We start from the raw sequence: 19610 nt of genomic DNA, 5'->3' as shown, positions 1-19610 counted from the left end.
CTACAGCAGCTGTTTGCTACGCAGGAAATCACGGGCGACCTGCTGCGGTGATTGATGGTCGATATCCACCTTCTTGTTCAGTTCGGTGATAACGTCGTTGTTGAGCTGGGCCGAGAGGGTGTTGAGCGCCTCTTCCAGGCCCGGATTGGCCTCCAGCGTGTCCTTACGCACCACCGGGGTGACGGCATAGCTCGGGAAGAAGCCTTTATCATCTTCCAGCACCTTGAGGTCGAAGCCCTTCACGCGCCCGTCGGTGGTATAAATCAACCCGGCGTCGACGAAGCCGTCGCGCACCGCGTTATAGACCAGACCGGGGTCCATCTGGCGGATCTGCGGGCGGTCCAGGTCCATCTTATAGGCGGCCTGAAGCGGCTTCATGCCGTCGCTGCGCCCGGCGAATTCCAGGTCTAAGCCCAGCAGCCAGTTTTTGTCCGGGTTGGTTTTACGGATCTGCTCAATCTTCGCCACCATGTCCGACATGGTGTTGATATGTTCCGCCTCGGCGCGCTTGCGCTGCATGGCGAACGCATAGGTGTTGTTCATGTCGGCGGGCTTGAGCCAGACCAGACCGTGCTTCGCGTCCAGACGTTTCACCGTCTCGTAAGACTCCTGGGGCGACATGCGCTTGTTGATGTGGTTAAAGATGATTAATGACGTGCCGGTGTACTCCCAGGTCATATCAATCTGCTTGTTGATCATCGCGTTGCGGGAGATCACCGTGGCGATATTGGTTTGCGGCTGCACCTGAAAGCCTTTCTTTTGCAGGTACTGCACGGTCATCGCCGAGAGAATGTGCTGCTCGGTAAAGCTCTTGGTCGCCAGAATCAGCGGGGCCGCAATGGTCTGGCCGGTGAACAGCGCCGCGGCACACAGCGCCGCCAGGCTGGATATCAGTCTCATAAAAGCTCCTTGTTATTGTTATCGAGCGAGATGGGGACTCATCACGCGACCCAGCGCCGCCAGCAGGGTATCGAGGATCAGGGCGAACAGGGCGGTGGCCGCCGCGCCGAGGATCAGGGTCGGGAAATCGTTCAGGTAAATGCCCGGGAAAATCAGCTCGCCGTAGCTGCTGGCACCGATCAGGAACGCCAGCGGTGCGGTACCGACGTTAATGGCGGTGGCGATGCGGATCCCCGAGAGCATGACCGGCCAGGCGGCAGGCAGCTCCACCTGGCGCAGACGCTGCCATTTGGTCATCCCGATGCCGTTTGCCGCTTCCAGCAGCGACGGCGGGACCGAGCACAGCCCGGCATAGGTGTTGCGCACGATCGGCAGCAGCGAGGCGAGGAACAGGGCGATGATGGCCGGCGTATCGCCAATACCAATCACCACCATCGCCAGCGCCAGCACGGCCAGCGGCGGCAGCGTGTTGCCAACGTTGAAGATTTGCATCACATATTCGGCGATACCCCGCGCGGCCGGGCGGCTCAGCAGAATACCGGCCGGAATACCCACCAGCAGGGCAAAGAACATTGATGAGAAAACCAGAATCATATGCTGTTGCCCGAGATAGATCAGGTCAACCTGACGCGCTCTGAGGGTCTCCAGCCCGATCCCCCAGACGAGGAGGGCGAGAACCACGATAATGGCGCCGACAAACAGCAGCGAACGTTTGAGTAATGGGTGCATTGCGGTGTGTCTCCCTGTGCGCATGCGTTATAGCAACCACCGGTTGCCTGTTGTTATGCCATGTTTCGGCAGGGGTAATTGACCTATAGCAAGCGTTTGGGAAGGGTTCCAGCGAAGGGGGAAAATCAGTAACCCTATGAAACTAGTGGCAACCTGAGGTCAGGCCTTATGGCATAAGGCCTGATTGTGGGGCGGGCAGAATAGTCCTAAAGCGAATCTTTCAATGTGACAGTGTCACATCTAAAGGGCTTTTATGCCGAGTACAGGTCATTACCTTCATAGAGGGGCGCGAACCCGTCGAACCCGCGACGAGACGGTGATTATTGAGACGGTGGCGACAAACGCGAGCATCACGCCTAGCGCCAGCATGGCGTTAAAGCCAATCCATCGGAACAGCAGCAACCCCGCGATGCCGCCCGTAATGAACGAAAACAGGGTGGTTAAGTGGGTTTTTAGCTGGCTTTTTTGCGCCGCCGTATCTTTGGAGTAATCCCTGCGCAGCATCGCCACCATGACGGAGGCCAGGGAAATCCCCGCGTCCGTTAGCGTGCCGGTAATGTGCGTCGATCTTACCCGTCCGCCGGAAAGCTGCGTGGAGGTGGAATTATGAATGCCCATCAGAAAGCAGAGAAATAGAATAATTTCGCGATTGCTGGTGAGCGCATGGAAATACATTTCGTAGAAGGAAACGCCGGTCAGTAATATCCCCTCGACAAAAAGGATCTGGCAAAAAACCAGCCTGACGTTATGGATAATTCCCCATATCACGATCGTGCGCGCAATAATGGCGCCAGCCACAAAAGAGAGAATTATCGAGCCGAAGAAAATCATATCGCTCAGATCGGTAGAAGAAACTTCGCTGGATAACTGTGAGGTGTTGCCGGTCATGTGTGAGGGGAAAAAGCCAAATGCCCCGAGGGCGATGGCGTTCAGCAAACCTGCTGAGGTCGCCAGCCAGAGAGCAAGCCGGCGATCCTCCTGGTGCGTTCGTTCTTTCTTGAGTTTAATCAGCAAGAATACCTCCGGGTTGAGCTTTGCCTGACTATTCAGGCTAGCAAAGCGGTGCAATGGGCTGTCCAGGATATGGCTTAATTATTATTCCCTCTGACGACAATCAGGGTTTCGTAATTAAATAAAACAGCCTCGTTGCGGTATTCATTCAGGCATTAAGTTTTATATCATGCCGTTATTGCCGTGATGCAAAAATGCCGGACGCTGGTTAAGGCGCTCGAACCAGGCCTCAATGGCGGGTACGTCTGGCTTATCAAACGGCGTCATTTTCCAGCGATTCACCGACAGCCCAAGCACCACGTCCGCGAGGGTAAACGTCTCGCCCGCCGCAAAGGCCCCGGTGCGCTGCAGCTGGTTTTCCAGAATGGTGATGCAGTGGTTCCACTCTTTGATTCCCGCCGCAATGCGCTCAGGGTCGTTAAAGTCCGGGTTTTTACGCCCCAGCGCCGGGAAGACATAGCGCCAGGCGTTGTTAAATTCAGTGGCCTGCCAGTCCATCCAGCGCTCAACGTTGGCGCAGGCATGCGGTTCTGCGGGCAGCAGATCGTGACGTTCGGCCTTGCGCGCCAGATAACGGCAGATGGAATTGGACTCCCACAGCACGAAATCACCGTCAATCAGCACCGGCACCATGGCGTTGGGGTTCAGGGCGCGGAAGGCATCCGTTTCCGTTGAGGCAAAACCACTGCCGTAATCTTCCTGCTGATAGGCTATGCCCGCTTCTTCGCAGGTCCAGAGCACTTTACGAACGTTGATGGAGGTGGTTTTGCCGAGGATGCTGATCATTGCGCAGGTGTCCTTTAGAGGATGTTATTGTTTAAAAACAATACACGATCGGTGAAGAAAAGCGTCAAAAAATCATCCGGCGCGTTATTTGTGAAGACGCGAAAGCAGAAACGTTAGCGCTGCCGCAAAGAGGAGCACTATGCCACTCAATGCAAACGAGCTCTGCCAGCTATAACGATCGAAGGCTATACCGCCCGCCGTTGAGCCGAGCGCAATGGCGAGCTGGATCACCGCGACCATCAGTCCACCGCCTGCTTCAGCATCCTTCGGCAGCGTTCGCGCAATCCACGTCCACCACCCCGTCGGCGCTGATGTTGCCAGCATCCCCCATAGGCCTGACAGCAGGGCCACAATCCACACGTTATGCCCGGCGAGAATCAACGCGACTGCGATGACCGCCATCAGTAGAGGGATCGCGATCAGCGTTATGTAAAACGCGGCATTAAGCACCAGGGCAACGAAAAGGGTGCCCACAAAACCTGCAACGCCTATGGTGAGCAAAATTAGCGACAGCCCGGCTCCGCTCACCCGGGTGACGGTTTCAAGGAACGGGCGCAGATAGGTAAACAGCGCAAACTGCCCCATAAAGAACAGGCCGCAGGCCAGCAGACCAACGGAAACGGCAGGCTGGCGGAATAACCGAAAAACACTTCCTCGTGATGTACCGTTTTTACGCGCGTTCATGTCAGGCAGGCTTAAACACTGCCAGATGAACGCGACTATCGCCACGGGCACCAGACAAAGAAATGCGCCGCGCCAGCCAATAGTGGCCCCGAGATAGCTGCCAAGCGGGGCGGCCACCACCGTTGCCAGCGCGTTACCGCCGTTGAAAATGGCCAGCGCGCGCGCAACCTTATGCGGCGGAACAAGGCGAATGGCCGTTGCGGCAGACATGGACCAGAACCCGCCTATAGCGATACCGATCAGCACGCGGGCTGTCATGTAAACCAGATAGTTTGGGAAGAAAGCGATAATCATCCCCGAGAGCGCCATCAGGAGCGTCATGCCCAGAAGAAGGTGTTTGCGGTTTATATTCCCGGCAAGCCGGGAAAGGAAGAGGCTGGTCAGCACCGCCAGCGCGCCGGAAATCGCGATCCCCTGGCCAGCGAGACCCTCCGTAACGCCCAAATCTCTGGCAAGGGGAGTAAGCAGGCTGACGGGCATAAATTCCGAGGCAATCAAGACAAATACGCACAGGGTCATGGCAAAAACGCCACTCCAGTGTGCATGCTCTGTGTTCTGTGATGTGGTGCGGCTCAGTGTAAACATAGTCAGATTTCACAAAGAGCCACCCGTATAGGGCGGGTGGCGTAGAGGTTTATTTCAGGTTGGTTTTGAAGAACTGCTCAAACTGGCCGAAGGGGATCTTCCCGGCAGCATTATCGTAGAGCTCGACATGGTTTGCGCCCGGAACAATCACCAGTTCCTTCTGCTTGCTGCCGACCGCTTTAAACGCATCTTCCGCAAAGTAGCGGGAGTGTGCCTTTTCACCGGTTACGATAAGCGTTGGGATAGTAATTTCCCTGCCGTAGCTCAGCAGCGGCATATTCATAAATGATAATGGCGTGGTCGCGGTCCACGCGCCGGTGGAGTTGACGGAGCGCGCATGGAAGCCGCGCGGCATACGGTAGTAGTCAAAGAACTCTTTGAGTACCGGATTCGGGTTGTCAGGTAACGCCTCCGGCAGAATACGTTCAGCTGCCGTCACCTTGCCGTTCTCATCGACATAAATGTCATGGCCGCCGTGCGCGAAGGTACCGTTCTCAGCATCTTTCCAGCGCTGTGCGTTCAGATACTGCAGAACGGCACGGCGGTCAGACGTTGAATAGCGATCTTTCCCGTCGCCCACGCCGTGGCCCATCGCCCGGCTCATGTCATACATCACGCTGGTGGCGACCGCCTTCACGCGGGTGTCCATGGATGCTGCGTTGAGCGCCATACCGCCCCAGCCGCAGATGCCGAGAATACCAATGCGGTTACGATCAACCTCTTTCTGCAAACCGAGGAAGTCCACCGCCGCGCTAAAGTCTTCGGTGTTGATATCCGGAGACGCTACGTTGCGCGGCTGGCCACCGCTTTCGCCCGTATAGGACGGATCGAACGCCAGGGTTACAAACCCATTTTCTGCCAGGGTTTGCGCATACAGGCCGCTGGACTGCTCTTTGACCGCGCCAAATGGCCCGCTGACCGCAATCGCCGCCAGCTTGCGGTCGCCGCGGTTTTTGGGAAGATACAGATCGCCTACCAAAGTGATCCCGTATCGGTTCTGGAAGGACACCTTACGGTGATCGACTTTGTCACTTTCGGCAAAGGTTTTATCCCATGTGCTCACCATCGAAACAGGCGCGTTTGGGTTGGTGGTTTCTGCATAACTCATTGTTGTCACTCCACTTAATAATGCACATAGCAGCATCGCAACGGACAGTTTTTGGGTAAATGTTTTCATAGAAATGAACCCTGGGTTGTTGTGTTGCGGTCATTATAGTTAGCAGAAATAGTGCTGATTAGAGGGCGAAAGCTGCTAGGATTCATATCATATTGTTATAAATGGGTGGGGATGATGGCGAAACGGGAAAACTATAATGAGCTGTACCTGTTCATGCAGGTGGTACGGGAGGGGAGCTTCACGGCGGCCGCGCTTCGGCTTGGGCTGGCGCAATCCGGGATCAGCCGCTCGGTTCGCGAGCTGGAAGAGCGATTGGGCGTTCAACTTCTGGTCCGCACCACGCGCAAGCTCTCGCTCACCCATGCCGGGGAACAGCTTTATCAGACCGCCGAGTCTGCATTCGATACGCTCGATACGGGTCTGGCGACCCTGGCACACTATCGTCAGACGCCGTCCGGCACGGTGCGTATTAATGCCAGCCAGCACGCTATCGATAAATGTCTGCTGCCAAAGCTCGCCATTTTTAAACAGCGTTACCCGGACATCAGGCTGGAACTGATCAATGAAAGCCGCTTCGTCGACATTATCGCCGAGCGGTTCGATGCGGGTGTCAGACTGGGGCCGGAAGTGGGGCAGGGAATGATTGCTGTGCGTATCACGCCTGATATGGAAATGGCCGCGGTGGCTGCCCCGGAACACTTCAGACGCTACGGTTTTCCGCAGACGCCAGCCGATTTAGTGGCTCATCCCTGCATTGCCTACCAGTTTGCTGACGGTAGTGACTATCAGTGGGAACTGGTGCAGGACGGGAAAAAAATCACCCATCGGCCAGAGGGGCAATGGGCGCTGTTTGACAGCTACATGGAAGCCGAGGCCGCCCGGCTGGGGCTTGGGCTGGCCTATGTCCCGGTGGAGCTGGTGTCTGACGATCTGGAGCGCGGAACGCTTATCCGGGTGTTACAGCGCTATAGCCTGCGCATGGACGGGTTGTATCTCTATTATCCGCACCGCAACGTGTCGCCTGCCCTGAGGGCTGTGATCGATACGCTGAAAATTTAGGGCGGCATAACATCACGAGAGCGGACATTCAAACTGCCCGCCGGTGAGCTATGACTAAAAATAAATCAGGACCGCTGTGGTGAGGCAAATTTTGCAGCAATCATTTCAGATGTGGGCTGTATTCCCCCAAGACTCCACTGTTCCGGTTCATGCTCGTCAATACGGATCCATACTGAACGCCGGAATTCAGGATCGCCGTTTCCCTCAATTTCAACAATAAGGTCAGTCATACGACGTAGCAGTTCTTTTTTTTGCTCCGAATTCATCATTCCTTTAATGGTTTGCACATTTACGAAGGGCATTGTATTCTCCTTAAATAACTGAGTCTTTAAATCATACTCAGGTTACGAGGCAAACGAAGAGATGTCAAAAAATAAATCATTACCGTACTTATTACCTGAGCTTTGTGGGTTAGCGGCGGCCGCTGAGCTTCTTGGCGATCAATGGGTTTTGTTGATTCTGAGAGAGGCGTTTTATGGGGTAACACGCTTTGAAACGATACGGGATCATACAAAAATCACCCGGCAGACGCTGGCGAACCGGTTAAAAAAAATGACTGAACTCGGCCTGCTTTGCAAAATCCCTTATCAGGAAGAAGGGGCGCGTGAACGGTATGAGTATGTTCTTACCGCCAAAAGCCGCAGCCTTGCGCCGATTCTTTTCTCTTTGATGGAGTGGGGTCATAAAAACATACTGCACGACGCACCACATATTGCCTTAACAGACAAAGAAAGTGGAGAAGTGGTGAATAGCGCCTATGTTACCGTCGACGGTAAGTTCGTTGATCCTAAAAACGTTCGGTTAACGTTTCACGACAGCCAATACTCCGCCGCCATGCCCCAGGCGCCTGACCATACTGACGCTTAAAGCTGCGGTTGAAGGAATGCCGGGAGTCAAAGCCCAGCGAGAGCGGTGATTGATATCCTTAAAATTTAGGGCAGCGTTGTCATTCTGGAAGGCGCCTCGCAAACCGCAAAGTAACCTTATGAAATTCAGCGTGATGTCTTTTCCTCTGCGGGGCGCGGTCGTAAAGTGCCTGCGTTGCGGCACATCCGCAATCGGGCGTAGGAACCCGCATCTACAGAGCGATATTTATATGTCGCGACAGCGCCGATCTCGTTAAAATTGCGGTGGCGCTGACGGAGCAGCCGCAAGGCTGGCCGTTTTCTCTGTGGGCGGTATTCCTACCTCTGTCAGCGCTACCCCCTCGAGCGTAGGAACTCATCGGGTGGTTCACCCAATTTATACACTGAGGATGCCTTACGATGGCTACTATCCCAACCCTGACTTACCTTCCATCTGACGAAAACGTCATTCTGCAACGTATCTCCCGACCGCTTCCGGCCGATGCCGATCTCTTTGAGGTCGCCGACAACTGCGCCGCGCTGGTGAGCGTGCTGGTCGAAACCGATGATGTCGCGAGCCGTACTGCGCTGTGCGAGCGTCTCCTTGAGGCTCTGCGCAGGCTGCGCGCACTCTGCGATGCCGATCTTCCGCCATACCTGATTGAACAGTTGATCATGGGTGAGAAAACCAACTCCTGCGTGCCCGACTGCTGGCAGGACACCTTAACGCAGGTGGACTATGTTCTGGCGCTGACGCAAGCCGTTATGGGGGGAACGCTGCCCGCTCACGTAGTGAAGGAGCTGACAGGCCTGCTGCACGATATGGTGTGGCTGCTGACTGAGTTTGTGAAGCAGCCGCGCATTACTGCGCATTAAGGGGCTGGCGTGGAGGGGCGGCAGCGCCCCTTTGAAAGTGTGATTAACGCGATCGGTTCCCGGTATCCAGAAGCGACGTGCCGTAGGAGTTGTCGATAGTACAAAGCCAGCGACCGTCGCTTTCCTGCCGAAAAACATAGGTCGCGCGGCGCGACATTTCCGTTATTCCACCCTGACCATCAGGAAAACGCAAAACGGTTTCCATGATAACGAGGGCATTGTCACCGCCTTCGATCACCTGCATCTCTCCTTGTTCCACAATCAATTGGTCCTGGAAATAATCCGAGATGGCAACAAACGCGCTGCGGATGTTGTCTTTGCCTTTAACAACCATTCCGGGCTTGACCACCAGAGCTGCATCTTCGGCGTAGTGTTTCATCAGCGCGTCATAGTTTTTGGTGGTGATGGCGCGATCGCAGGATTCGATTATCTGGCGTAGCGGGTGTGGGGTCATGTGTATTTTCTCATAGAGGGGGAAAGCGTATTAACTTAACAGTCTGGCGTGTTTGTATAGCTACCAGGTTTTGTGGTTGGTAGCGTTGGGGAAGAGGTATGGAGGTAACGTTTGGTTTGCTAAGAGCGAAAAGCGGAAGTTTGCAATAGCTCTCATTGCGGATGATGGCCGCACCCGTAGCAGGAAAGAGGTGTTGTTTTAACCTTAACGTCGTTTTTCGTAATTGAAGTATTTACCTGTTGCAGAATTCCGTTCTCATCAACAACCAGACCCGGATAAAAACTGTTTTCGCCAATTCAGACTAATTCCCTTCGCTGATGCTCATGCTGCGGGACCAACCAGAATACAGGATCGGTGGCATCAAGACGGCCATATACTTCGCTGAATATTTCATTCAACGGTTTGCCAATCTTTTTGATCGGAAAATAAAGCAATGGTGTGTAGTCTCGGCCACGCTTCTATCCGCCATGCATAGTCTCGCGCTTGGCCAGTAGTCCATCCCCGGCTCTTTTACGATTACATTTCCAGCGATATTCAGCACCTGGATTATTAGAATGGTGCCGCGTAGTTTTGTAGACGCTGCGATACAGTTTGCGGGGCTTATTCAGTGGAGGAGTCCGCAAAGCCCGACCCCGTGTATCCTTTATTTTGTGAGTCAGTAACTTCTGCAGGAGCTAGATTCAATAGTTGGTGACTGTATAAAAATGTCATACTTAAAGGCAACCTCATTTTGCTGAAATACCATCACATTGACAATAATTAAAGGTCCGCTGCTGGATGCAAGTCAGACGGAACGGAGAAATTATCAGCTTTGACGCTCAGGTTGGTAAGTTCAGTTTTCTGGTAATGAACAATTCATCTTGTGAATATATTTCATGGATTTATGCTTAAAATGCATGAATTGTTTTCATGTACTGTTTGTTATATAATTTGTGTTAAAATATAAATATCCAACATAATTTAGGTCGCTAAGATATGTATAAGTGCCTCAGGTTGCCTTTTGATAAGGTAAAAATCGACAGGATGTGTGATGAGAAAGGTAACAATGCCTCATATGTAAGAATCACCTACAATGAGTTCTACTTTTATTTAAGTTACTATGATCTGAGACCAGTTACACCACATTTTAATTCAATTGAATGCATTCCCAAAACCGGATATCTTTTTATTATAGCATATAAAATATCACCTAATAGCTATAGGATATGCTGGCTAGGAGATTGCGATTGCATCGAGTTCAGAAGAATGGATACTAAAGGAAGTCGTGGAAGTTCTGCATGTTTAGCTGTATTACTTGGTCTGATTTTATTTTCACTTTCTATAGGTGCATATTATTCATCCAGCACAGACATATTTATATGTTATGTACCATTTTTATTACTGAGCCTGTTTGGTTTTATCCTGACACTCCTTGTTTTTTTTCATACATACTCAGTTGAATTCATCCAATTTCGAGATTTGATGCGAAAAAACCTTATGCAAGAAAAAGGTTTATTTTTTCCCTTTACAAACTTACCATCAAGTTGCCAGCATAAACAAGATTATGAGCTAAACCTAAGGTTACCTAAGGAACTTAACCGCAGAACAGTTACCATAGAATCTGTATATCGTGAGAGAAAAAGTGTAACTGTATACGAACCCAATACTGGATCAGACTTATCTTATAGCACAAGCTATACAAAATGCATGATTAATATGGTTTGTGGTGGAGAAAAACTTACATTTGAGTATGAAGAGTCTTTTGGTGAGCCCGCTCCATTTATTGCAAAGGGCGATAAAGCCAAACTATATTGGTATGGAACGGAACATGAAGTAATTCCTCGTGATCGCGAAGATATTACTTATGGAATACGTCTTATCTGTTTATATAATATAACAACGGATAACTTTTATGAAAGTCGCATGTGTAATGAACCGGGTAATGTTTTCAAAGTAGTGCAAAGGGGAGGGCAGGATTTGTATAAACACTACTCGCAATGTTGATTAAAAGTTAATCTATCATGCGAACCCACCAAAGATATTTCCAATAAGAGCTGGCTGCAACCATCGAGCCGCACCAGTTGTTTTTTTCTTCACTCTTTAAATTTCCCTTAATCACTTGGACATAAAATATTTTCTATCCACTGATACTGATAACATATCAGTTCGAAAAACTCTATATTAAACAACCACAACCACAACCACAACCAGAGAAGTAAATGCTACTAGTGATATTTTTCCAAGGCTGGAGCCGTATTTCAAAACCATAAAAATCAAAAGGAGAAAAGCCAAGGCAGGCAGTCCCCATACTACATACGGCTTCCAGAACGGTGATGATTTTCTGACAATCAGGCCGCTTTCACAGCCCTGATTTTTTTCGTGTCAGCCGCATCGGAGTCAGTTGTATCCGCTACAGCTGGAGCAGTGAGATCGGGAAGCTTGCTGGTACGCAGAATATGCTGCACGGTCTCTTTCTGCTCGGCGAGATACAGGCCAAGATTTTCAGCCTGCGTTTCATCCATCTGCATTCTGCTTTGCAACAGCCAGTCGGTGAACGCGTCTGCCATATCGAGCAGCTTGTCGTGAGCGTCAGCCTCTTTCTTACTGGCAAATGTCATTTTCTCTTCACCTTTTCTTACGACAACAAATTTTGTTTCAACAGCCATCGTGCACCTCGCTATACTGTATTTATATACAGTATAGCAGCAACAAATCGACGTTGCAGCAAAATATGCATTACTGGTGAAGCTGCTGCGTTTCGGGGCCACCCATACTGCGTCGCCATGCTCCGGGCGCCTGACCATACTGACGCTTAAAGCTGCGGTTGAAGGACTGCTGGGAGTCAAAGCCCAGCGCGATCGCCACGTTCAGAATCGGTTCGTCGCTGTGGGATAACCGCTCAACCGATTTTTGCAGCTTTTGCGCGCGAATATACCCGGCGAGGGGATAGCCCGTATGCTCTTTGAACAGGCGCTGGAGGTGCCATTTCGAGTAGCCGGAACGCCTGGCGACGGTCTCAATGTCCAGGCGGCTGTCCAGGTTGTTGTCGATCCAGTCGAGTAAATCATGCATAAATGCGCCAGTGTTCATCTGGTTACCCCCACGCAGCGGATGAAAAAGTATCTTTGTCTGTTGCATTTAAAGGTGGCGCGTTTTTGCAGTAATTGCAAGTTTTATTGTTGCATTTAAATCCCTGACCGAAACGGGTCTTTTCACATCCACTCAAATAGCACATAAAGTGCAACAATTATTCTTGCACTTAGTTAAGCGCCTTCCTACAATCGCCGCGAATAGTGTATTCGCAACTGTTACAGTTTTGTGGCGATGAACGACACAAATGGCCTTAAGACAGCTCCCGGACAAAGGAAGTGGCGCGGTGCCTCCTGCTGCGTCTTGCCCGGTGGCGACAATTATCGGAATAAAAATAATGAGCCTGCAAAAAACCTGGGGTAATTCTCATCTGAGCGCGCTGGGGGCCATGTTGCTCTCCGTGCTGCTCGTCGGATGCGATAACAGCGTCGCGCAAAATGCCGCGCCACCTGCGCCTGCCGTGAGTGCCGCTGACGTGGTGGTGAAATCGATTAGCCAGTGGGATAGCTTTAACGGCCGGATTGAAGCGGTGGAGAGCGTTCAGCTGCGCCCGCGCGTGTCCGGCTACATTGATAAGGTGAATTACACCGACGGCCAGGAAGTGAAAAAGGGCGAGGTGCTGTTCACCATTGATGACCGTACCTATCGCGCCGCGCTGGAACAGGCGCAGGCGAACCTGGCGAGAGCTAAAACGCAGGCCAGCCTGGCGCAAAGTGAGGCTAACCGTACCGATAAGCTGATCAATACCCATCTGGTCTCACGGGAAGAGTGGGAGCAGCGCCGCTCGGCTGCCGTTCAGGCGCAGGCCGACATTCGCGCCGCGCAGGCGGCGGTTGACGCAGCCCAGCTCAACCTAGACTTCACCAAAGTGACCGCGCCTATCGATGGTCGCGCCAGCCGGGCGCTGATCACCAGCGGGAACCTGGTGACTGCGGGCGATACCGCCAGCGTCCTCACCACGCTGGTCTCGCAGAAGACGGTGTACGTCTACTTTGACGTGGACGAGTCAACCTACCTTCACTATCAAAACCTGGCCCGCAGCGGGCAGGGGGCGTCCAGCAATCACACGGCGCTGCCGGTTGAGATTGGCCTGACGGGCGAGGAGGGCTATCCCCATCAGGGCAAAGTGGATTTCCTGGATAACCAGCTCACGCCGAGCACCGGGACCATCCGCATGCGCGCGCTGCTGGATAACTCACAGCGTCAGTTCACGCCGGGACTGTTTGCCCGCGTACGCCTGCCGGGCAGCGCGGAGTTCAAAGCCACGCTTATCGACGACAAGGCGGTGCTGACCGATCAGGATCGTAAATACGTCTATATCGTCGATAAAGAGGGGAAAGCGCAGCGTCGCGACATTACGCCGGGTCGTCTGGCAGACGGTTTACGCATCGTGCGGCAGGGGCTGAACCCTGGCGACAAAGTCATCGTCGAGGGTTTACAGAAAGTGTTTATGCCGGGTATGCCGGTTAACGCCAAAACCGTTGCCATGACCGCCAGCGCCGCCCTCAACTGATCCCTTGACCTGAGAATCCAACCCATGGACTTTTCCCGCTTTTTTATCGACAGGCCGATCTTTGCTGCCGTCCTGTCGATTCTGATTTTTATCACAGGGTTAATCGCCATCCCGCTGCTGCCGGTGAGCGAATACCCTGACGTCGTGCCGCCAAGCGTGCAGGTGCGCGCGGAGTACCCGGGCGCCAACCCGAAAGTGATTGCCGAGACCGTGGCGACGCCGCTGGAAGAGGCGATCAACGGCGTCGAGAACATGATGTACATGAAATCCGTCGCGGGCTCGGACGGCGTGCTGGTGACCACCGTGACCTTCCGTCCGGGGACTGACCCGGATCAGGCGCAGGTTCAGGTGCAGAACCGCGTCGCGCAGGCCGAAGCGCGTCTGCCGGAGGACGTGCGGCGTCTGGGCATTACCACCCAGAAGCAGTCGCCCACGCTGACGCTGGTGGTGCATCTGTTTTCGCCAAACGGTAAGTACGATTCTCTGTATATGCGCAACTACGCCACGCTGAAGGTGAAGGACGAGCTGGCGCGCCTGCCCGGCGTCGGCCAGATCCAGATTTTCGGCTCCGGTGAGTACGCGATGCGCGTCTGGCTGGACCCTAATAAAGTGGCGGCGCGCGGGCTGACCACCTCGGACGTGGTCACGGCGATGCAGGAGCAAAACGTACAGGTCTCCGCCGGTCAGCTTGGCGCCGAGCCGCTGCCGAAAGAGAGCGACTTCCTGATCTCCATTAACGCCCAGGGCCGCCTGCATACCGAAGAAGAGTTTGGCAATATTGTCCTGAAAACAACGCAGGATGGTACGGTCGTCCGCCTGCGCGACGTGGCGCGGATTGAAATGGGCTCCGGGAGCTATGCCCTGCGTTCCCAGCTGAACAATAAAGACGCGGTCGGGATTGGTATCTTCCAGTCGCCGGGGGCGAACGCCATCGATCTGTCTAACGCGGTGCGCGCGAAAATGGACGAACTGTCCACGCGCTTCCCGGCAGACATGAAGTGGGCGGCACCTTACGATCCGACGGTCTTTGTGCGTGATTCGATCCGTGCGGTGGTGCAAACGCTGCTGGAAGCCGTGGTGCTGGTCGTGCTGGTGGTGATTCTGTTCCTGCAAACCTGGCGCGCGTCGATCATTCCGCTGATCGCGGTGCCGGTGTCGGTGGTGGGTACTTTCAGCATTCTCTACCTGCTGGGCTTCTCGCTGAATACCCTCAGCCTGTTCGGCTTGGTGCTCGCCATCGGTATCGTGGTGGACGACGCCATCGTGGTGGTGGAAAACGTCGAGCGAAATATCGAAGAGGGGCTTGCGCCGCTTGCGGCCGCGCACCAGGCGATGCGTGAAGTGTCCGGGCCGATTATCGCGATTGCGCTGGTGCTGTGCGCGGTGTTTGTGCCGATGGCGTTTCTGTCGGGCGTTACCGGCCAGTTCTACAAGCAGTTTGCGGTGACGATCGCGATATCGACGGTGATTTCAGCGATTAACTCGCTGACGCTCTCTCCGGCGCTGGCGGCACTGCTGTTAAAGCCGCACGGCGCGCCGAAAGATTTCCCGACCCGGCTTATCGATCGTCTGTTCGGCTGGATTTTCCGTCCGTTTAACCGCTTTTTCCTCCGCAGCTCAAACGGCTATCAGGGGCTGGTGGGCAAAACGCTGGGACGACGCGGCGCGGTATTCGTGGTTTACCTGCTGCTGCTCTGTGCCGCAGGCGTCATGTTTAAAGCGGTGCCCGGCGGGTTTATTCCCACCCAGGACAAGCTTTACCTGATTGGCGGCGTGAAAATGCCGGAAGGCTCCTCGCTGGCCCGCACCGATGCGGTGATCCGCAAAATGAGCGAAATCGGGATGAATACCGAAGGCGTGGATTATGCGGTCGCGTTTCCGGGGCTGAACGCGCTGCAGTTCACCAATACGCCGAATACCGGAACGGTCTTCTTTGGCCTGAAGCCGTTCGACCAGCGTAAACATTCCGCGGCGGAAATTAACGCGGAGATTAACGCGAAAATCGCGCAAATCCAGCAGGGCTTTGGCTTCTCTATTCTGCCGCCGCCGATTTTAGGGCTGGGTCAGGGGTCGGGCTATTCCCTGTACATTCAGGATCGCGGTGGTCTGGGCTATGGCGCGCTGCAAAATGCGGTGAACACCATGTCCGGAGCGATTATGCAGACGCCGGGGATGCATTTCCCGATCTCAACCTACCAGGCTAACGTGCCGCAGCTGGACGTCCAGGTTGACCGCGACAAGGCGAAAGCGCAGGGCGTGTCGCTGACCGATCTTTTCGGGACGCTGCAAACCTATCTGGGCTCGTCGTACGTCAATGATTTCAACCAGTTCGGGCGTACCTGGCGCGTGATGGCGCAGGCCGACGGGCAGTTCCGCGACAGCGTGGAAGATATTGCGAATCTGCGTACCCGCAACAGCCAGGGCGAAATGGTGCCGATTGGCAGTATGGTGAACATCACGACCACCTACGGGCCCGATCCGGTGATCCGTTACAACGGCTACCCGGCGGCGGACCTGATTGGCGATGCCGACCCGCGCGTGCTCTCATCTGCACAGGCGATGACGCAGCTGGACGCGATGTCTAAGCAGATCCTGCCGAACGGGATGAACATTGAATGGACGGATCTGAGCTTCCAGCAGGCCACCCAGGGCAACACGGCGCTGATCGTCTTCCCGGTCGCGGTGCTGCTGGCGTTCCTGGTGCTGGCGGCGCTGTATGAAAGCTGGACGCTGCCGCTGGCGGTGATCCTCATCGTGCCGATGACCATGCTCTCTGCGCTGTTTGGCGTCTGGCTGACCGGGGGTGATAACAACGTCTTCGTGCAGGTGGGGCTGGTGGTGCTGATGGGGCTGGCCTGTAAAAATGCCATTCTTATCGTGGAGTTTGCCCGCGAGCTGGAAATTCAGGGTAAAGGCATTATGGAAGCCGCGCTGGAGGCGTGCCGCCTGCGTTTACGCCCGATTGTGATGACCTCCATCGCCTTTATTGCTGGGACCATTCCGCTGATCCTCGGCCACGGCGCGGGTGCGGAAGTACGTGGCGTCACCGGGATCACGGTGTTCTCCGGTATGCTGGGGGTGACGCTGTTTGGTCTGTTCCTGACGCCGGTGTTCTACGTGACGCTGCGTAAGTTCGTCACGCGTGGGAAGAAAGAGGAAAGGGACGTGCTGCCCGCGTAGGGACGTTGCTGATAATAAAAAACCGCCTTCACAGTGAAGGCGGTTTTTTTTCGCATCAGGTAAAACGTTACGATGTTTTTTGATACTGGGCGATGAGGTCGGGGAGCGGATCCCAGCCGCTGCTGTCGGCGTTTTTCACCGCTTCCAGGGCACTTGCTACGGTATGGCGCTGGCGCTCCAGTACCGCTAACGACGCCTGCTCGGCCTCTTCGGAAATCGATTTAAAGTACCAGCAGGCGTTAGCGCTGACCACGCAGCGGGCCGGTACGTCAGGGCGCGACGCCCACAGTTTTTTATCTTCGATGACCGACAGGTAGATGTCGCGCAGGGTGATCTCTTCCGGCGGGCGACCAAGATGAATGGAGCCGTTACGGCCAAGCGTTGAGACGATAATGCCGTCTCGCGTCAGCGGAACCATCAATTTGCGGATGAAGCTCGGGTTTGCTTCCAGACCGTAGGCCAGAATCGCGCTTGTCGAACGTTCACCCAATTGCTCCGCCATCGCTACGCTGAGAACCATCTGCAAAGCTGTCGGGAAGCGGTAATCTAACATTTCTCTGTCCTGGGTTGCGGTGAATCTTGTTCTTTTTGGCACCGCAGAGGTGAATAAGCAATAAACAACAATATAACAAATACGGTAATTATTTTGAAGCAATCTGCGGCATTTGCGATCAAACCCCCTGTTCTGCTTTAGCTAAACGTGCGGTTCGGGAAGTCAACCGTCACCAGGAGGCCGCCTTCCGAGGACATACTCAGGTTTACGCTGCTGTTGTGCTGCTGCGCCACCGCTTTGACGATGGCAAGCCCCAGCCCGCTGCCGCTTTGCACCTGATTGGGATCGCGGAAAAAACGGTCGAACACGCGCTCCCGCAGTTCAGGCGGAATACCCGGGCCCGCATCGGAGACGCGCAACTGAACGACGCGATCGCAGGCGCTCACGTCGACCTGAATCCGCCCGCCCTCGGGGCTGTACTTCACGGCGTTCTCAATGAGATTATCAATCAGCGACACCAGGCGTTCCCTGACGCCTTGGATCCAGACGTCATCCTCGGCAAAGAATTCCAGCTCAATTTTGCGCGCAGACGCTAGCGGTTCCAGCTCGGCCATTCGTTCCTGAATAAGCGTTGTCAGCGGCACGGGTTCCATCGCCGTATCAATGCGCGATTCACTGTGCATCATAAGCAGCAGCTGATTGACGAGGCGCGCGGCGCGGCTGTTGCTGCGAATCACGCCCGCAAGCAGCTCCTTCTGGCTCTCGCTGATGACCCAGGACTGCAGCGCCTCCACGTTGATGCGCATCGCCGCGAGGGGCGTACGCAGCTCGTGCGCGGCATCCGCGATGAAAATCCGCTCCCTTTCCGCGCTTTCACGCACCCTGGCAAGGAAGTCGTTGATCGCGTCCACCATCTGGCGAAGCTCCCGGTGCTTCGGTACGGCTCTTAAAGGGGAGAGGTCGTCCGGCGTGCGTAACGTAATTTCATTGACCACCTTATTCCATGGACGCATCGCAATGCGGATTGAGAGCCACGCGGGAAACAGCAGAAACGGGAAGCAGACCAGCAGCGGCAGGATGTAGTACCCGCGTGAGTTCAGATAGATAAAGAAGTTCCAGCCGCTGGCTGGCGTGAAGAGGGTGACCTCCACGTCGGAGTGCGGGGATTTGAGGGTGCGGCTGGCCCAGGTACGATCTCCACTCTGAAAGTGCTCCAGTTCGCCGAACCGGGTGTTTGTTATCCCCGCGGGCGCACCGTCGGAGGCAAAAATAACGGCATTATTCTTGCGAACGATGATGTTAATCGACAGCACGGGATCTTCCCCTCCGCCGTAACCTTCCCGCAGGGCCTGGCTAAAGGCTTCCAGCACGGCGGTACGATCCTGAGGACGTCCGTCCATACGCTCAGCCAGGGTAAAAACGGTTTCGTACGTTTTACTGCCCGTAAGGATGGGAGGGCTGCGCAGGTCCTCCCACAGAATGAAGGTTAGAAAAAGACACCACAGCAGGGTCAGCAGAAGCATCTGGGCGATGATAATTCGGCGCACCAGCGTCGGGCGCCTCAGGTGATACCAGACGTTTTGCATTAACCGCTCACCTTTTGAATGGAGACGGTATCAATGACGTACCCGACGCCCCGGACCGTTCGCACATAGCCGTCGCCGATTTTCCGCCGCAAATTTCCCATATGCACGTCGAGCGCGTTGCTGAGGTTCTCTTTGTTGCCGAATATCCTTTCCTCCAGAAACCGTCGTGTCAGCACGCGGTCCGCGCGCAGCATCAACGTTTCCAGCAGCGCGTATTCACTGGCCGTTAAATCGATATGGCGCGCACTCACCGTCACGCGGCGCGTCGGGACATGAAGAGAGAGCCCGCGAATTTCTATCGCCTCATTCTCAAAACCGTAGCTGCGCCGCGCAAGGGCTCGCACTCGCGCCAGCAGCTCGGCGAGAATAAAGGGTTTGACGAGATAGTCGTCCGCACCGGCATCCAGGCCGCACAGGCGATCCTGCAATGTCCCTCGCGCCGTCAGGATGATGACGGGGATCCCCTTGAGCTGCTGGCGCAAACGCGTCATCAGGCTCATGCCATCGCCGTCGGGTAGCCCCAGGTCGAGCAAAATAAGTTCCGGCACGCAGACGTCAAGCTGATGCAGCGCATCCTCTTTACGGCGAACCCATATGACGTCAAACCCTTGATCTGAGAGGGCGATACGTACGCCATTGCCGAGATCCAGGTCGTCTTCGATAAGTAGAATTTTCACATTGGTAACGGTATCAACCGTGAATGAAGAATTTCTTAAGAAAAAA

19 protein-coding genes are annotated in these 19610 nt (G+C 54.4%); 6 read left to right on the top strand and 13 right to left on the bottom strand.

From position 1 onward, the window contains the following. From osmX to ACOTXF_RS10720, 6 genes are all read right to left on the bottom strand, one after another. Positions 1 to 900: an osmoprotectant ABC transporter substrate-binding protein OsmX gene (gene osmX, locus ACOTXF_RS10745; protein WP_023292578.1), complete on the bottom strand. Its 900-nt coding sequence runs from the start codon at positions 898 to 900 to the stop codon at positions 1 to 3. Between the two features lie 18 nt (positions 901 to 918). Further along, positions 919 to 1629, bottom strand: coding sequence for an osmoprotectant ABC transporter permease OsmY (gene osmY, locus ACOTXF_RS10740; RefSeq protein ID WP_025911451.1), 711 nt, complete (start codon positions 1627 to 1629; stop codon positions 919 to 921). A gap of 276 nt (positions 1630 to 1905) precedes the next feature. Then, complete coding sequence (locus tag ACOTXF_RS10735; protein WP_032651667.1) at positions 1906 to 2643, bottom strand: YoaK family protein; 738 nt, start codon at positions 2641 to 2643, stop codon at positions 1906 to 1908. A 159-nt stretch (positions 2644 to 2802) separates the two neighbouring features. Continuing rightward, positions 2803 to 3426, bottom strand: coding sequence for a glutathione S-transferase family protein (locus tag ACOTXF_RS10730; RefSeq protein WP_048963159.1), 624 nt, complete (start codon positions 3424 to 3426; stop codon positions 2803 to 2805). 84 nt (positions 3427 to 3510) lie between these two features. Next, complete coding sequence (locus ACOTXF_RS10725) at positions 3511 to 4695, bottom strand: MFS transporter (protein WP_232926775.1); 1185 nt, start codon at positions 4693 to 4695, stop codon at positions 3511 to 3513. Positions 4696 to 4744: 49 nt separating this feature from the next. Continuing rightward, positions 4745 to 5872, bottom strand: a complete 1128-nt coding sequence (locus ACOTXF_RS10720) for an alpha/beta hydrolase (protein WP_150319546.1) — start codon at positions 5870 to 5872, stop codon at positions 4745 to 4747. Positions 5873 to 5986: 114 nt separating this feature from the next. Between ACOTXF_RS10720 and ACOTXF_RS10715 the strand changes: the two genes are divergently transcribed. After that, complete coding sequence (locus tag ACOTXF_RS10715) at positions 5987 to 6871, top strand: LysR family transcriptional regulator (protein WP_045415147.1); 885 nt, start codon at positions 5987 to 5989, stop codon at positions 6869 to 6871. A gap of 65 nt (positions 6872 to 6936) precedes the next feature. Here the strand turns inward: ACOTXF_RS10715 and ACOTXF_RS10710 are convergent, their stop codons facing one another. Further along, positions 6937 to 7173 (bottom strand): tautomerase family protein, encoded by a 237-nt coding sequence (locus tag ACOTXF_RS10710; protein ID WP_021241201.1) that lies wholly within the window; start codon positions 7171 to 7173, stop codon positions 6937 to 6939. Positions 7174 to 7234: 61 nt separating this feature from the next. Between ACOTXF_RS10710 and ACOTXF_RS10705 the strand changes: the two genes are divergently transcribed. Next, positions 7235 to 7738: a winged helix-turn-helix transcriptional regulator gene (locus ACOTXF_RS10705; protein WP_023292571.1), complete on the top strand. Its 504-nt coding sequence runs from the start codon at positions 7235 to 7237 to the stop codon at positions 7736 to 7738. 398 nt (positions 7739 to 8136) lie between these two features. Beyond that, on the top strand, positions 8137 to 8592 hold the full coding sequence (locus ACOTXF_RS10700) for a hypothetical protein (protein ID WP_234115202.1): 456 nt from the start codon (positions 8137 to 8139) through the stop codon (positions 8590 to 8592). 43 nt (positions 8593 to 8635) lie between these two features. Here ACOTXF_RS10700 and ACOTXF_RS10695 read toward each other — a convergent pair whose 3' ends face one another. Continuing rightward, positions 8636 to 9046, bottom strand: a complete 411-nt coding sequence (locus tag ACOTXF_RS10695; RefSeq protein ID WP_023292569.1) for a YybH family protein — start codon at positions 9044 to 9046, stop codon at positions 8636 to 8638. A 1245-nt stretch (positions 9047 to 10291) separates the two neighbouring features. On the opposite strand from ACOTXF_RS10695, the gene ACOTXF_RS10690 reads away from it, so the two are divergent. Beyond that, positions 10292 to 11029, top strand: coding sequence for a hypothetical protein (locus tag ACOTXF_RS10690; protein ID WP_232926776.1), 738 nt, complete (start codon positions 10292 to 10294; stop codon positions 11027 to 11029). A gap of 344 nt (positions 11030 to 11373) precedes the next feature. Here ACOTXF_RS10690 and ACOTXF_RS10685 read toward each other — a convergent pair whose 3' ends face one another. Further along, positions 11374 to 11691 carry a YebG family protein gene (locus ACOTXF_RS10685; protein WP_045414973.1) on the bottom strand — a complete coding sequence of 106 codons (318 nt, stop codon included), beginning with the start codon at positions 11689 to 11691 and terminating at the stop codon, positions 11374 to 11376. 70 nt (positions 11692 to 11761) lie between these two features. Next, complete coding sequence (locus ACOTXF_RS10680) at positions 11762 to 12115, bottom strand: helix-turn-helix domain-containing protein (RefSeq protein ID WP_021241208.1); 354 nt, start codon at positions 12113 to 12115, stop codon at positions 11762 to 11764. 337 nt (positions 12116 to 12452) lie between these two features. On the opposite strand from ACOTXF_RS10680, the gene ACOTXF_RS10675 reads away from it, so the two are divergent. After that, positions 12453 to 13628: an efflux RND transporter periplasmic adaptor subunit gene (locus ACOTXF_RS10675; protein WP_021241209.1), complete on the top strand. Its 1176-nt coding sequence runs from the start codon at positions 12453 to 12455 to the stop codon at positions 13626 to 13628. A 24-nt stretch (positions 13629 to 13652) separates the two neighbouring features. Continuing rightward, the gene (gene oqxB, locus ACOTXF_RS10670; protein WP_048967388.1) at positions 13653 to 16808 is read left to right on the top strand and encodes a multidrug efflux RND transporter permease subunit OqxB; all 3156 of its coding nucleotides are present in this window, start codon (positions 13653 to 13655) and stop codon (positions 16806 to 16808) included. A 67-nt stretch (positions 16809 to 16875) separates the two neighbouring features. Here oqxB and ACOTXF_RS10665 read toward each other — a convergent pair whose 3' ends face one another. The 3 genes from ACOTXF_RS10665 to ACOTXF_RS10655 all read right to left on the bottom strand — a co-directional run bounded on the left by ACOTXF_RS10665 (position 16876) and on the right by ACOTXF_RS10655 (position 19564). Beyond that, the gene (locus ACOTXF_RS10665) at positions 16876 to 17361 is read right to left on the bottom strand and encodes an RrF2 family transcriptional regulator (protein WP_421635262.1); all 486 of its coding nucleotides are present in this window, start codon (positions 17359 to 17361) and stop codon (positions 16876 to 16878) included. Between the two features lie 137 nt (positions 17362 to 17498). After that, the gene (locus ACOTXF_RS10660; protein ID WP_047747528.1) at positions 17499 to 18887 is read right to left on the bottom strand and encodes a sensor histidine kinase; all 1389 of its coding nucleotides are present in this window, start codon (positions 18885 to 18887) and stop codon (positions 17499 to 17501) included. Continuing rightward, entirely contained in the window at positions 18887 to 19564 is a 678-nt protein-coding gene (locus ACOTXF_RS10655) for a response regulator (protein WP_021241213.1), read from the bottom strand. Before ACOTXF_RS10655 ends, ACOTXF_RS10660 begins: the two co-directional genes overlap by 1 nt. Positions 19565 to 19610: the final 46 nt, after the last annotated feature.

Source organism: Enterobacter cloacae complex sp. IR53041 (assembly GCF_049238285.1).
GTDB classification, from domain to species: Bacteria; Pseudomonadota; Gammaproteobacteria; order Enterobacterales; family Enterobacteriaceae; genus Enterobacter; species Enterobacter roggenkampii.
Note: the sequence above shows the minus strand (reverse complement) of the source record. Positions and strands in the feature narration are given on the sequence as shown.

Excerpts from the sequence above, each read along its gene's own strand:
- ACOTXF_RS10720 (WP_150319546.1), bottom strand. The coding sequence starts at position 5,872 with ATGAAAACATTTACCCAAAAACTGTCCGTTGCGATGCTGCTATGTGCA.
- ACOTXF_RS10690 (WP_232926776.1), top strand. The coding sequence starts at position 10,292 with ATGGATACTAAAGGAAGTCGTGGAAGTTCTGCATGTTTAGCTGTATTA.
- ACOTXF_RS10685 (WP_045414973.1), bottom strand. The coding sequence starts at position 11,691 with ATGGCTGTTGAAACAAAATTTGTTGTCGTAAGAAAAGGTGAAGAGAAA.
- ACOTXF_RS10680 (WP_021241208.1), bottom strand. The coding sequence starts at position 12,115 with ATGAACACTGGCGCATTTATGCATGATTTACTCGACTGGATCGACAAC.
- ACOTXF_RS10660 (WP_047747528.1), bottom strand. The coding sequence starts at position 18,887 with ATGCAAAACGTCTGGTATCACCTGAGGCGCCCGACGCTGGTGCGCCGA.
- ACOTXF_RS10725 (WP_232926775.1), bottom strand. The coding sequence starts at position 4,695 with ATGTTTACACTGAGCCGCACCACATCACAGAACACAGAGCATGCACAC.
- ACOTXF_RS10665 (WP_421635262.1), bottom strand. The coding sequence starts at position 17,361 with ATGTTAGATTACCGCTTCCCGACAGCTTTGCAGATGGTTCTCAGCGTA.
- oqxB (WP_048967388.1), top strand. The coding sequence starts at position 13,653 with ATGGACTTTTCCCGCTTTTTTATCGACAGGCCGATCTTTGCTGCCGTC.
- osmY (WP_025911451.1), bottom strand. The coding sequence starts at position 1,629 with ATGCACCCATTACTCAAACGTTCGCTGCTGTTTGTCGGCGCCATTATC.
- ACOTXF_RS10700 (WP_234115202.1), top strand. The coding sequence starts at position 8,137 with ATGGCTACTATCCCAACCCTGACTTACCTTCCATCTGACGAAAACGTC.
- ACOTXF_RS10675 (WP_021241209.1), top strand. The coding sequence starts at position 12,453 with ATGAGCCTGCAAAAAACCTGGGGTAATTCTCATCTGAGCGCGCTGGGG.
- ACOTXF_RS10715 (WP_045415147.1), top strand. The coding sequence starts at position 5,987 with ATGGCGAAACGGGAAAACTATAATGAGCTGTACCTGTTCATGCAGGTG.
- osmX (WP_023292578.1), bottom strand. The coding sequence starts at position 900 with ATGAGACTGATATCCAGCCTGGCGGCGCTGTGTGCCGCGGCGCTGTTC.
- ACOTXF_RS10710 (WP_021241201.1), bottom strand. The coding sequence starts at position 7,173 with ATGCCCTTCGTAAATGTGCAAACCATTAAAGGAATGATGAATTCGGAG.
- ACOTXF_RS10705 (WP_023292571.1), top strand. The coding sequence starts at position 7,235 with ATGTCAAAAAATAAATCATTACCGTACTTATTACCTGAGCTTTGTGGG.
- ACOTXF_RS10730 (WP_048963159.1), bottom strand. The coding sequence starts at position 3,426 with ATGATCAGCATCCTCGGCAAAACCACCTCCATCAACGTTCGTAAAGTG.
- ACOTXF_RS10695 (WP_023292569.1), bottom strand. The coding sequence starts at position 9,046 with ATGACCCCACACCCGCTACGCCAGATAATCGAATCCTGCGATCGCGCC.